12 protein-coding genes and 1 tRNA gene are annotated in these 12,227 nt (G+C 64.0%); 12 read left to right on the top strand and 1 reads right to left on the bottom strand.

Annotated features, from left to right (window positions below; genetic code table 11):
* Nucleotides 1–10: 10 nt before the first annotated feature.
* The 10 genes from C8J47_RS00805 (at nt 11) to C8J47_RS00760 (ending at nt 8,930) form a co-directional block, all read left to right on the top strand.
* Nucleotides 11–2,167, top strand: coding sequence for a sodium-translocating pyrophosphatase (locus C8J47_RS00805; protein WP_121884061.1), 2,157 nt, complete (start codon nt 11–13; stop codon nt 2,165–2,167).
* A 227-nt stretch (nt 2,168–2,394) separates the two neighbouring features.
* Nucleotides 2,395–3,870: a DNA methyltransferase gene (locus C8J47_RS00800; RefSeq protein WP_121884060.1), complete on the top strand. Its 1,476-nt coding sequence runs from the start codon at nt 2,395–2,397 to the stop codon at nt 3,868–3,870.
* Between the two features lie 180 nt (nt 3,871–4,050).
* Nucleotides 4,051–4,269, top strand: a complete 219-nt coding sequence (gene infA, locus C8J47_RS00795) for a translation initiation factor IF-1 (protein ID WP_031441079.1) — start codon at nt 4,051–4,053, stop codon at nt 4,267–4,269.
* A gap of 45 nt (nt 4,270–4,314) precedes the next feature.
* A complete protein-coding gene (locus tag C8J47_RS00790; RefSeq protein WP_121884059.1) occupies nt 4,315–4,881 on the top strand; it encodes a nucleoside triphosphate pyrophosphatase in 567 nt (188 codons plus the stop codon).
* The gene (locus C8J47_RS00785) at nt 4,874–5,833 is read left to right on the top strand and encodes a ribonuclease (RefSeq protein WP_121884058.1); all 960 of its coding nucleotides are present in this window, start codon (nt 4,874–4,876) and stop codon (nt 5,831–5,833) included. The genes C8J47_RS00790 and C8J47_RS00785 overlap by 8 nt, the downstream gene beginning before the upstream one ends.
* A complete protein-coding gene (locus tag C8J47_RS00780) occupies nt 5,830–6,015 on the top strand; it encodes a DNA gyrase inhibitor YacG (RefSeq protein ID WP_259467279.1) in 186 nt (61 codons plus the stop codon). Before C8J47_RS00785 ends, C8J47_RS00780 begins: the two co-directional genes overlap by 4 nt.
* Nucleotides 6,016–6,068: 53 nt before the next feature.
* Nucleotides 6,069–6,144: transfer RNA gene (locus C8J47_RS00775), tRNA-Phe, on the top strand.
* Nucleotides 6,145–6,277: 133 nt separating this feature from the next.
* Nucleotides 6,278–7,561: a phage integrase central domain-containing protein gene (locus C8J47_RS00770; RefSeq protein WP_121884057.1), complete on the top strand. Its 1,284-nt coding sequence runs from the start codon at nt 6,278–6,280 to the stop codon at nt 7,559–7,561.
* Nucleotides 7,562–7,574: 13 nt separating this feature from the next.
* On the top strand, nt 7,575–8,348 hold the full coding sequence (locus C8J47_RS00765) for a helix-turn-helix domain-containing protein (protein WP_121884056.1): 774 nt from the start codon (nt 7,575–7,577) through the stop codon (nt 8,346–8,348).
* 210 nt (nt 8,349–8,558) lie between these two features.
* Entirely contained in the window at nt 8,559–8,930 is a 372-nt protein-coding gene (locus C8J47_RS00760) for a hypothetical protein (protein WP_121884055.1), read from the top strand.
* Here the strand turns inward: C8J47_RS00760 and C8J47_RS00755 are convergent.
* Complete coding sequence (locus tag C8J47_RS00755) at nt 8,927–10,144, bottom strand: phage integrase central domain-containing protein (protein WP_121884054.1); 1,218 nt, start codon at nt 10,142–10,144, stop codon at nt 8,927–8,929. The two genes, C8J47_RS00760 and C8J47_RS00755, sit on opposite strands and share 4 nt — an antisense overlap.
* A gap of 250 nt (nt 10,145–10,394) precedes the next feature.
* Between C8J47_RS00755 and C8J47_RS00750 the strand changes: the two genes are divergently transcribed.
* Both C8J47_RS00750 and C8J47_RS00745 read left to right on the top strand, forming a co-directional pair.
* Nucleotides 10,395–10,904, top strand: coding sequence for an excisionase family DNA-binding protein (locus C8J47_RS00750; protein ID WP_183128976.1), 510 nt, complete (start codon nt 10,395–10,397; stop codon nt 10,902–10,904).
* Entirely contained in the window at nt 10,904–11,479 is a 576-nt protein-coding gene (locus C8J47_RS00745; RefSeq protein ID WP_121884052.1) for a PIN domain-containing protein, read from the top strand. Before C8J47_RS00750 ends, C8J47_RS00745 begins: the two co-directional genes overlap by 1 nt.
* Nucleotides 11,480–12,227 lie beyond the last annotated feature (748 nt).

Below are 12,227 nucleotides of genomic sequence, written 5' to 3'. Positions count from 1 at the left end.
ATAGCGCCGTATGACGACCGTCTATTTGGCCATGATCTGCGGCGTCATCGCCGTCCTATATGGTTTCGTCACCAGTCGACAGGTGCTCGCCGCCTCCCCCGGCAACGCAAAGATGCAGGACATCGCCGCCGCCATTCAGGAAGGCGCGAAGGCCTATCTCGGGCGCCAGTACACCACGATCGCGATCGTCGGCGTCATCGTCGCGGCTATCCTCCTCTTCACGCTCGGCTTCACCTCCACGATCGGCTTCGTCATCGGCGCAGTGCTGTCGGGCGTCGCGGGCTATGTCGGCATGAACATCTCGGTCCGCGCCAACGTCCGCACCGCCGAGGCTGCGCGCACATCGCTGCAAGCCGGCCTGACGCTGGCGTTCCGATCGGGCGCGGTTACCGGCATGCTCGTGGCGGGTCTCGGCCTGCTCGCGATCAGTGCGTTCTTCTGGTACCTCACCGGTCCGGCAGGCCACGCGCCCAACGACCGGATCATCGTCGAGGCGCTCACCGCGCTCGCGTTCGGCGCCTCGCTGATCTCGATCTTCGCGCGATTGGGCGGCGGCATCTTCACAAAGGCGGCAGACGTCGGCGCGGATCTGGTCGGCAAGGTCGAGGCGGGTATCCCCGAGGACGACCCCCGCAACCCCGCCGTGATCGCGGACAATGTCGGCGATAACGTCGGCGACTGCGCCGGGATGGCCGCCGATCTGTTCGAAACCTACGTCGTCACCTTGGGCGTCACGATGATCTCGATCGCGCTGCTGATCCAGGCGAGCGGCGCCGAGCTTATGCGGCTGATGACTCTCCCGCTGCTCGTCGGCGGGGTGTGCATCGTCACCTCGATCATCGGTACGTACATGGTCCGGCTGGGCGGCGGCAGCATCATGGGGGCGCTCTACAAGGGCTTCTTCACCTCGACGATCCTGTCGATCCCGGCGATCTATCTCGCGACGCAATACGTGCTCGGCGACCTCCATCGCGTCATCGGCGGCGCGGGCTTCCTCGATCCGACGACGGACGACCTCACCACGCAGGCCGCCCCCTCGCTGACGCAGAACTTCACCGGCATGGACCTGTTCTGGTCGATGATGATCGGGCTCGTCGTCACCGGATTGATCGTGTGGATCACCGAATATTACACCGGCACCAACCACCGCCCGGTCCAATCGATCGCCAAGGCGTCCGAGACCGGCCACGGTACCAACGTCATCCAGGGCCTCGCGATCAGCCTCGAATCCACCGCGCTGCCGACGCTGGTGATCGTCGTCGCGGTGATCGTCGCGTACCAGCTGGCCGGGATCATCGGCATCGCCTTCGCCGCGACCGCGATGCTTGCCCAAGCCGGCATGGTCGTCGCGCTCGACGCCTACGGCCCTGTCACCGACAACGCCGGCGGGATCGCCGAGATGGCCGGCCTGCCCGACGATGTTCGCCAGCGCACCGACGCGCTCGACGCGGTCGGCAACACCACCAAGGCCGTCACCAAGGGATACGCGATCGGCTCGGCCGGACTTGCCGCGCTCGTCCTGTTCGGGGCGTACACGACCGACCTCGCAACGTACTTCCCCGACGTCACGGTCGATTTCAGCCTCAGCAACCCGTACGTCATCGTCGGGCTCCTGCTCGGCGCGCTGCTCCCGTATCTGTTCGGCGCATTCGGCATGACCGCCGTCGGTCGCGCGGCCGGCGCGGTCGTAGAGGAAGTCCGCGAGCAGTTTCGCAACAACCCCGGCATCATGCTCGGCACCAGCCGCCCCGACTACGCACGAACGGTCGATCTCGTCACCAAGGCGGCGATCCGCGAGATGATCGTCCCCTCGCTTCTCCCCGTCCTGAGCCCCCTCGCGGTGTATTTCATCATCACCACGGTCGCAGGCCAGGCCGCGGGCTTCGCCTCGCTCGGCGCGATGCTGCTGGGTGTGATCGTCTCCGGGCTGTTCGTCGCGATCTCGATGACAAGCGGCGGCGGCGCATGGGACAACGCCAAGAAATACATCGAGGACGGCCACCACGGCGGCAAGGGGTCCGATGCGCACAAGGCCGCGATCACCGGTGACACCGTGGGCGACCCGTACAAGGACACCGCAGGCCCCGCGGTCAACCCGATGATCAAGATCACCAATATCGTCGCGCTACTGTTGCTGGCAGCACTGGCCGGCGGCGGGGTGGGGTGATTACCTGATCGCTGAGCGGCTAGGTCATGTGGCCGCTCGGCGATCGTCTTTTGACGCCCCCGAAGTGACTATCGCTATTTCTGAAGAACAATTGCGTCGGATCCCCACAGTATATTTCTGCTGGATGCGAGGGTTCTACGGCAGGAAACTCCATAGCGGATCATATCCGCCGACTACGGATGCATCTCGCTTGGACGCGGCTGGAATTGTACCCGCATCTTCCAACAATGCGAAACCGCCCCGAAAATCACCTGTTCTATGGCGACAACCTCGCCGTCCTTCGCAAGGAGATCACCGACGAGAGCGTCGACCTGATCTATCTCGACCCGCCGTTCAATTCGAACGCCAACTACGGCATCCTTTTCAAGGAGCCCGACGGCAAATCCTCCAGCGCGCAGATCGAGGCGTTCGAGGATACCTGGCATTGGAACGAGACCGCGGAGGACGCCTTCGACCAGGTTGCCCGCAGCGGCAATACCAAGGCGTTCGACCTGTTGAACGCGATGCGCGGGTTTCTCGGCGACAACGACATGATGGCGTATCTGGCGATGATGGCGGTCCGCCTGCTCGAACTGCACCGCGTCTTGAAGCCGACCGGCAGCCTGTATCTCCACTGCGATCCGACCGCGAGTCATTACCTGAAGCTGCTGCTAGACGCGATCTTCGGCAAGCGGCATTTCCAGAACGAGATCGTCTGGAGCTATCGCCGTTGGCCATCGGTCTCGCACCGGTTCCAGCGGATGCACGATTGCCTGCTGTTCTACACCAAGAGCGAAAGCGGCAATCTGTTCAACACGCTCACCGTGCCGCCGTCGGCGAGTTCGCTGAAACGGTGGAAGGGATCGATGCAGAAGGTCACATTCACGGCCGACGGCGTGCGCAACCCGACCCGGGAATCGGGCACCTCGCTGGGTGTCGCCATGAACGACGTCTGGGAAATACCGATCATCGCTCCCGTCTCGAAGGAACGGCTCGGCTACCCGACGCAGAAGCCGGTGGCCCTACTGGAGCGCATCATTGCCGCCTCGTCGAACGAAGGCGACGTCGTGCTCGATCCGTTCTGCGGGTGCGGCACTGCGGTGCATGCCGCGGAGAAACTCAAGCGGCAATGGATCGGCATCGACGTCACGCATCTTGCCATATCGCTGATCGAGAAGCGGATGAAGGATGCGTTTCCCGCCGTCACCTTCACCGTCGAAGGCACGCCGAAGGACCTCGCCTCCGCCTGCAATCTCGCGCTACGCGACAAATACCAGTTCCAGTGGTGGGCGGTGTCGATGGTCGATGCGCTGCCGTTCGGCGGCAGGAAAAAGGGTGCGGACGGTGGGATCGACGGACTGATCTATTTCAACGATCATGACCCGGCATCGGGCAAGATGGTGACGCACCGCGCGATCGTATCGGTCAAGGGTGGGCTTAATCCGGACACCACGATGGTCGAGACGCTCGCCGCGACGATCGCGCGTGAGAAGGCGCCGATCGGCATCCTCATCATGAACGCCAAGCCGACGCGCGAGATGGAGCGCCGTGCCGCCGCGGTCGGCATCTACCGTGCCGGCGTTGACGAGACGTTTCCCAAACTCCAGATCCTGACGCTCGCCGATCTGTTCCAGGGCAAGCGCCCGCGCATCCCCAACGTCGACCGCGCCGCGTTCCGGCGCGCAGCACGCGAGGCCAACGCGTTTCAGCCGAGCCTGCTGTGACATTCCGCGTCCGTCGTCCTCGACCGGTGCTCTTGTCCAACGACGCTCGATGGCCGATATAGGGATCAAGCAAGCGGGTTCGGGCATCACGCCCGTATCCGCCTTCGGTCGTGCTTTCCTTTTTCGCGAACCTGCGGTAAGGGCGCTCGTCCCGAAATTCCCCCAATTCAGAGATTATATTTGGCCAAGGAAGAACTGCTCGAGATGCGCGGCCGCGTGGTGGAACTCCTCCCCAACGCGATGTTCCGGGTTCAGCTCGAAAACGATCACGAGATTCTCGGTCACACCGCCGGCAAGATGCGCAAGAACCGCATCCGCGTGCTGGTCGGCGACGAGGTGCTGTGCGAACTCACGCCGTACGATCTGACCAAGGGTCGCATCACCTACCGCTTCAAATAAGCCCGTGGGTGCCTAGGCGCCTGCCGCTTCTATAACGAGGCACCAATGCTGGTCCTGGCCTCTTCCTCGCCCCGCCGCCGCGATCTGCTCGCACGGCTCGGCGTCGTGCCGTCGCGCGTGGCATCCCCCGACATCGACGAGAGCCCGCGCAAGGCCGAACCGCCCCGCGCCTACGCGCTTCGTCTCGCAGTCGAGAAGGCAGGTGCCGTCGCGCGCGCCGAGGGTGAGATCGTCCTCGCCGGCGACACCACAATTGCGCTCGGCAGCCGCATCCTGCCCCCCGCCGACACGATCGAGATCCAGCGCGACCTGCTCGGCAAGCTGTCGGGTCGACGCCACCATTGCCTGTCCGCGGTCTGCGTGATCGACGCGACCGGCAAGGTGCGGACGCGGATCGCCGACACGATCGTCGCGTTCAAGCCGCTCTCGCCCGCCGAGATCGACGATTATCTCGCGTGCGGCGAAGGCCTCGGCAAGGCCGGCGGCTACGCGATCCAGGGCCGCGCCGAGGCATTCGTCCGTTTCCTGTCGGGCAGCCATTCGGGGGTGGTCGGCTTGCCACTGTTCGAAACGCGCGCGCTGTTGAAGACCGCGGGCGTCGCGCTTGCCTGATTCGGGGCCTGAATGGCTCTACGAAGCCGGTATCGGCGAAGCGCGCGCTGCGCTGGTGGACGATGATCAGATTGTCGAAGCCGCGATCGAACTCGACACTGACGCACTGAAGGTCGGCCTCATCGCTCCTGCGCGTCTCGTCGAACTGCTGCCGGGCCGTCGTGGTCGCGTCACGCTCGACGGCGGTGAGGCGCTGATCAACCACCTCCCCCCCGGCATCACGCAGGGCGCCAGCCTCACCGTCGAGATCGTTCGCGAGGCGCTGCCCGAAGCGGGCCGTGCGAAGCTCGCCAAGGCCGTCCCCAGCGACTTGCCGCCCTGCCCCGCCCCGACGCTGTACGAGCGCCTCATGGCGACCGGCCTGCCCGTCCTGAGCCCCCGCTCCCACGAAACCGATGCGCTGGAAGCGGCGGGCTGGTCCGAACTTCTCGACGAGGCTGTGAGCGGCGAGATCGTGTTCCCGCTCGGCGCGCTGCGCCTCTCACCGACGCCGGCGATGACGCTGTTCGACGTCGATGGCGCGCCGCCGCTGGACACGCTCGCAGTCGCCGCCGCGCATGCCGTGGCGCGCGCGATCCGCCGACACGGTATCGGCGGCTCGATCGGGATCGATTTCCCGACGATCGCCGGCAAGACGCAGCGCAACGCGGTCGCCGCCGCGATCGACGAAACGTTGCCGCAGCCGTTCGAACGGACCGCGATGAACGGCTTTGGGTTCCTCCAGATCGTCCGGCCAAGGCCCCGCGCGTCCATCCCCGAGATCCTCCGCGCCGATCCGGTCGGTGCAGCGACCCGCGCGGCGCTTCGCACGTTCGAACGCACGCCGCCGACCGCCTCACGTCGCCACACTTTGCCCGCAGCAGTCCACACGCGCCTAATGACGCGCGCGGATTGGATCGCGGAACTCGCACGCCGCACGGGCGTCGTCCACGAACTGGAGAGCGCCCGATGATGCCCACCTCCCCCACCGTCAAATGCCCGATCTGCGACCAGCCCGCAGTTGCCGAGTACAAGCCGTTCTGCTCGAGCCGCCACCGCGACCGCGACCTGTTGCAGTGGCTTGGCGAAGGCTATCGCATTCCCGGCCGATCAATTGCGCAAACGGGGCTGGACAGCGCCGAAGACCCCGACTAAACGCGCCCTTCCGATCGCAAGGTCGGACGCTTCTCCGGTCCCAGACCGGACGTGCCCGGATAGCTCAGTTGGTAGAGCATGCGACTGAAAATCGCAGTGTCGGCGGTTCGACCCCGTCTCCGGGCACCATTTACCCCCGCCATCGACCGTCATAGCCAGTCAAATAGCACGCAAATCCGGGCTTTTGCAGGCTTTCAGATGCCGTCAGGAGCCGCCATAAGCCGCCATGTTAGGCGGGGGCATTCGGGGGCATTATGGGGGCATGGTTTTTCAGAGCTGGGGGCATCGGTTGCTAACCGACCTTCAGTGCAAGTCGCCCCCGGTCGACGGGAAGTCGAAGCTATTCGACGGGCATGGGCTCTACCTCGAAATTCTGAAGTCGGGTGCTCGATCCTGGCGTTGGAAGTATCGCATCCACGGCAAGGAGAAGCGGCTGACGTTCGGTCTATATCCGGACGTGTCGCTGAAGAAGGCGCGAATCGCGCGGGAACAAGCCGCAGCTCTGCTTCGGTCGGGTGTGGATCCATCGATCGATCGCCTCGTGCAGGCCGCGCAGGCGGCAGCGCAGAGCGAGCACACGTTCAAGTCAGTCGCGCTGACATGGCACGCCAGCCAATCGAAGATGTTCAGCGACAGGCACGCGAAGCACGTTCTGCGAACCTTGGAGAACGACGTCTTTCCAGCGATCGGCAAGATGCCGATCGCGCAGATCACGTCGCCGCAGATCGTAGCGTTGCTTCGGGCGATCGAATCGCGTGGGTCGGCGGACGTAGCGCACCGGGCCCGGCAGCGGATCTCGGACATCTTCGTCCATGCGATCGCCAGCGCGATCGCGACGAACAACCCCGCGGCGGAAATGGGCAAGGCGCTCGGCAGGATTCGGCGCGGCCGCTATCCGGCGGTGCAAACGATCGTCGAGGCGCGGAAGTTGCTGACGGTAGTCGAGAGCCGTCGCGTCTATCCGCTGACGCGGTTGGCATCGAGGTTGCTCGCGTTGACCGCGGTACGATCGGGCGTGTTGCGTCTCGCCGAGGTGCACGAGTTCGAGGATCTGAACGGCGATTCGCCGATCTGGCGAATTCCCGCTGCGAAGATGAAGCTGGCGCAGGAACGCCGGAACGATCCGGCGTACGAGTTCATCGTTCCGTTATCGCGGCAGGCGGTCGAGATCGTGCAGGTCGCGATCGGCTTCAGCGACGCGAAGGGGCTGATCTTCCGCTCGATCAGGTTCGCGAATCGGCCGATCAGCGACAGCACGATCAGCAAGTTATATCGCGAGGCCGGGTACGCGGGAATTCACCTGCCGCACGGCTGGCGGGCAACCTTCTCGACCGTGATGAACAGGCTTGCGGCCGAGGAAGATCGCAAGGGCGATCGGGAGGTCATCGATCTGATGCTGGCGCACGTCGCCGGCAGCGTGGAGGCAATCTACAATCGCTACGCCTACATGCCGCGACGTCGCGAGATCGCGCAGGAATGGGCGGACATGCTCAGCGTGGGGCAGATGCTACCAGGGCAGCTGATCGAGGGGCCTCGACACCCCTGATCGGAGCGGCGCTGTGAGCGCCGGTGCAAACCGCCTGACGGCCGCAAATGCGGCCCGCGCGGCCCGTCACCAGCTGAAGCAGACAAGCTCGGCCCTACAGGGCCTGCGCCGCGGCACCAGCTCGGACGTCCGCCGCAACAGCTACCACGCCGGTGATCGCGAGAAGCGCGAGTGGGCAAAGCACAACACGTTCTCCGCGGCAGTGCGTAACGAGCGCCTCCGCCAGGTGCGCGCCTGGTCGATGAGCCCCGCGCAGAAGAAGGCGGGGAACCGCCGGGGCCCGCTGAGCTTCCGCACGCCCCATGTCTACGACGTCATCATGAGCTTCCGGAACTTCGAGAACGGCGCATGCTTCCCTTCGATCAAGGGCATTGCACGTCGCGCGAATGTCGCGATTGCGACCGTCGACAAAGCGATCAAGGAGCTGGTCGACGCCGGCTTGCTCGGAAAGCTGCTCCGCACCCGCCCGGTCGAAGATCCTGATCCCAAGGGGCCGCAGGTCGAACAGATCACGACGGCCTACTGGTTCCTGGTACCGACGTGGCTGGCAAAGGCGCTCAAGGCGAAGTTCGGCTCCGCCCCTAAGCCCGACGACCAGGTGCAACGCGAGCAGGACGACGCAGAGCACGTTCAGCGCATGCTCGACACGTTGTCGGCCGAGGAGCTGGCCGCGTTCCGCCTCGGCGATCAAACCGTTCTCGCGAAGGCCCTCGCAAGCTACGGCCGCGCGCATGATCGAATAGCGCGATTCCAATCTGTCGAAACTATCAGGGTCGCGAAGATATAATAATAAGGAATGGGACCGCTTTGGCGGCCCCATGCTTCAGTTTGATGCTCCCCCAATGCCGAAACGGACCGCCTTGAGCACCCGACCGCCAAGACCCGGCTGTCGGAACGAGGCGGCTTGCGCCGCCCCGGGCTGCCGAGGGGGAGGAGCACGAACGGTGCCAACCGCCTCACGCGTCGCGCATGCGGCGCTGTCGAAGATGAGCCCCAAATGACGCCGCTCGATCGAATTACCGACTGCCGTTTCGACCGCACACGCCAGTGGGCGGCACGACTGGCGATCTGTCGCTTCGTCAGCGGTCGCGGTGACGCAACCCACCCCGCATGGCGAATTGGATCGAACGCCCCGCTCGGCTCGATCGCGGCCGACGACTGGGAGGCGTTCGAACATGAGCCATGTCAATTCTGCGGTGCGCCTGGCGCCGACATTCTCGGCGGTGGCGGCGGTGGGGTCGGCATGGAATACTGCCGGGCATGCGGCAACGACTGGATCGTCGGCGACTACGACTGGCGAAACCTCGCCGACTGTCTGCGGTACCGCGAAGATCTAGCGGCCGGCCTCGTCCAGCCCGACTCGATCTAGTCGACCGATATCGGCGCGGCCGGCGCCAACAGATCCGCCCACTCCTGGAACAGATCGCGCAGGCGCTGAAGGCGCTCGCTCCGATCGTACGCCGCTTTGACCTTGTCCTTCGGCGTATGCGCCAGCGCCCGCTCGATGTCGGCGCCGTCCGATCCCCGCTCGTTCATCACCGTCGAGAACGATGCGCGCCAACCGTGCGGGACATGGCGCCCCTCGAACCCCGCGCGATCGTACAGGGCGCCAATCGACTTCTCACCAATCACCCGGCCGGCGCCGCAATCGAAGATCAAACCATGCATATTTGCATCGTCCTGATGCATATTCCCGCGGACCTCGCGCAGCAGCGCGACCGCCTGGTGCGATAGCGGCACCGCGTGGTCATTCTTCGCGTCGAGCTTCTTCGCTGCCGCCAGCTTCATCCGCGCGGCCGGTACCCGCCACAGCGGCGCGGCGCCGTCCAGGTCCTCGATCTCCTCCCAGCGCGCGCCGCGGACCGCAGCGAAGCGGACCGCGGTCAGCGCAAGGAATCGCGACGCGTGTTTCACCACCGGCGCGACGTCGACCAGCTCGGCCGCGGCGAGCAGCGCACGCGCGTCCTCGATCTCGAGCAATGCGGGATGATGCTGTGCCGGCGCCGGCGGGGTGAGCGCGCGGCTGACGATCGCCGCGGGATCCTGGTCGACCAGGTCCTCCGCCATCGCATAGGCGAATACGGCCGAGATCCGCTGGCGGACGCGGCTCGCGGTGACCAGGCTGCCGCGCTCCTCGATGACGCGCAGCGCGTTCAGGATCACCGGCACGGTAACGGCGCCGATCGGCATCGCGCCGATCGCCGGGAAGACGTCGCGCTCGAGGCTCGCCATCACGTCGCCGGCATGCACCTCCGTCCAGCGCCGGCGCATGTGCGCGTGCCACTGGCGCGCGACGTTTTCGAAAGCACGAGCCTTGCCGGTTTGCGCAAGTTCGCAAGTTCGCGGATCCTCGCCGCGGCCGAGCTGCTCGCGCACCTGGTCGCACCGGGCCCGGGCGGCATCGAGCGTCACCTCGGGCACCGCGCCGATCGTCAGCAGCTGCTCTTTGCGGCCGAGGCGATACTTCATCCGGAATGACTTCCGGCCGGTCGGCGCGACGTAGAGGTGCAGGCCGCCTTGATCGAACAGCTTGTAGGCGGCCGTTTTCGGCCGCGCGGCTTTCACCGCGGCGTTGGTCAGCATGCGTTTGCTCTCGCTAGAGGATAGCCGTCATTGCGGCTCAGGTGATGCGAACTGTCACAGCGCGTGGGGCGCGGCGGTGCGCAATGTCTGGGAAGCTGGCAGCTAGTTCGCAGGCACCGCTAATTCCCTCGACAGGCACCGGAACGAGCTTTTTGCCGCTATGAAACAATTAGGCGGAATTTTCGTTTACTGCGGATATTGCGTTTGCTGCGATTGGCGCATAGATGGGCAACCAACAAGGAGACAGGCAATGACTGCGGTAGCGGTTAAGCTGGATGAACTGCACGAGCCGAGCGTCGAGGACATCGACGCTGCGCGCACCGCTGCGCGTCAGCTTTCGCGATTCAACAAGGGCAAGCCTGTGAGCTTTACCCTAGACCGCGCTGGCGACGATGCCGATCATGCGGACGCTGAAGAACCAATCAGCCTTCCGGCGAACATTTTTCGCGTACTGGTTAATATGCTGGTTGAGATGGGCAACGGCAACGCCGTGGCCGTGGTTCCTGTTTCGGCTGAGCTAACTACTCAGCAGGCAGCAGACCTTCTCAATGTATCGCGGCCGCATGTCATCAAGCTGATCGACGCGGGCAAAATTCACTCTCGGATGGTCGGAACGCATCGCAAGCTGCGCGCTCAAGATGTCCTCAGCTTCCGAGATAGAACTGATTACGAGCGTCGAATCGCTTTGTCGGCGATGGTCGCGTCGGATGAGGAATTGGGGCTGTATGATGATGAGCCCGTTGGAATGAAGGACGGGTAATGTTGATCGGGCGATACCTAGCATTCTTAGACGCTAACGTCCTGCACCCCGCTTTTTTGCGGGGTGCAATGCTCTGGTTCGCCGACGAGCGTTTATTTCGTCCTGCCTGGTCGGCTGACGTCATTGAAGAATGGCGGCGGTCGATCAAGCGTAGGTACCCTGACGTTGGTGATGATCGGTTGGACGCCCAGCAGGCCATCATGGCAGATCAATTTCCTGACGCCGAGGTGTCTGGCTACCAACCCATTATTCAGGCCCTGAACCTACCCGATCCCGATGACCGACATGTTCTAGCTGCCGCAGTGGTTGGAAAATGCCACGGTATAATCACCGCTAACCTCAAGGATTTCCCGGCACAGACACTGCAGGGGTTCAAACTTGATCTCATTCACCCCGACGACTTCATTGTAAATATCATCGATTTGCATCCAGGCCGTGCACTTGCAGCCTGTAAACGTCACCGAGCCGCGATGTCGAAATCGAACCCGACACCGGAGGATTACCTGGCGCGCTTTGAAGCGTGCGGGCTTGTCCAAGCCCATGCACGGCTCAGCGACTATAAGGATTTGCTATAGACAATGAGGGGCGCGACTTCCGATCGCGCCCTCCAAAGTTTCTCCGTACGGTTTGCAGCCCGCTGTACGGGGATGCGCCCCACATGAAGGCAAGCACTGTGCGCTTAGCACAGCTTCACGGGGGCGCAAGATAGGGCTGCATCTCAATCGGGCACCGCGCCTGACAATAAGGTGAAGTAAAATGGCTAAACCCCCCGTACCGAAGCAAGACGCCTATCGGAACTCGGATACTGGTCGGTTCGTAACCGAGCGGTTTGCTGAGCGTCATCCGAAGACCACGGAACACGAGCGGATCAAGCATCCGAAGTGAACCTCGTACCCCGGCAGGTGAAAGCTTGCCGGGGCTTTCTACGGTCTAGCAACAATGCCGTAGCTGGCACGGATACCCTATTAGTCGTGGCGGACCTCCCGACCCTCACGGCGGAGAAGCCCTCCGCCGCACCTACGCGTTTCCGTGGGTTTCGGTGCGGGCCATACCCCGATTTTTCGTCATCGATACCCCGGCCGCTTACGCCCAAATACGGACGTTCCGGGTGGCGCCGCGCTTGCCCGACAGCGGTCATTCGTTCAGCTGTTCTCGTATTCTGCCCGCTCGTCCAACCAGCAGTCAGCGGTGCCCAGGTTCGCCCTTATGCGCGCATCAAACTCGCCAAAGGCGACTTCATGGGGATGAAGTGGCAGCATGTGACTCGTTGAAGTCAAGATTTTCAATACAGGTCCTGTGGATAGTAATCACCGGCGGCCATGA

Source organism: Sphingomonas sp. PP-F2F-G114-C0414, from assembly GCF_003688595.1.
Lineage (GTDB): Bacteria > Pseudomonadota > Alphaproteobacteria > Sphingomonadales > Sphingomonadaceae > Sphingomonas.
This window is presented reverse-complemented; position numbering and strand designations above follow the sequence as displayed.

What these genes read in the sequence shown, in the direction of transcription:
- C8J47_RS00800 (WP_121884060.1), top strand. Translation starts at nt 2,395, where the DNA reads ATGCGAAACCGCCCCGAAAATCACCTGTTCTATGGCGACAACCTCGCC.
- C8J47_RS00760 (WP_121884055.1), top strand. Translation starts at nt 8,559, where the DNA reads ATGACGCCGCTCGATCGAATTACCGACTGCCGTTTCGACCGCACACGC.
- C8J47_RS00755 (WP_121884054.1), bottom strand. Translation starts at nt 10,144, where the DNA reads ATGCTGACCAACGCCGCGGTGAAAGCCGCGCGGCCGAAAACGGCCGCC.
- C8J47_RS00770 (WP_121884057.1), top strand. Translation starts at nt 6,278, where the DNA reads ATGGTTTTTCAGAGCTGGGGGCATCGGTTGCTAACCGACCTTCAGTGC.
- C8J47_RS00750 (WP_183128976.1), top strand. Translation starts at nt 10,395, where the DNA reads ATGACTGCGGTAGCGGTTAAGCTGGATGAACTGCACGAGCCGAGCGTC.
- C8J47_RS00790 (WP_121884059.1), top strand. Translation starts at nt 4,315, where the DNA reads ATGCTGGTCCTGGCCTCTTCCTCGCCCCGCCGCCGCGATCTGCTCGCA.
- C8J47_RS00780 (WP_259467279.1), top strand. Translation starts at nt 5,830, where the DNA reads ATGATGCCCACCTCCCCCACCGTCAAATGCCCGATCTGCGACCAGCCC.
- C8J47_RS00805 (WP_121884061.1), top strand. Translation starts at nt 11, where the DNA reads ATGACGACCGTCTATTTGGCCATGATCTGCGGCGTCATCGCCGTCCTA.
- C8J47_RS00745 (WP_121884052.1), top strand. Translation starts at nt 10,904, where the DNA reads ATGTTGATCGGGCGATACCTAGCATTCTTAGACGCTAACGTCCTGCAC.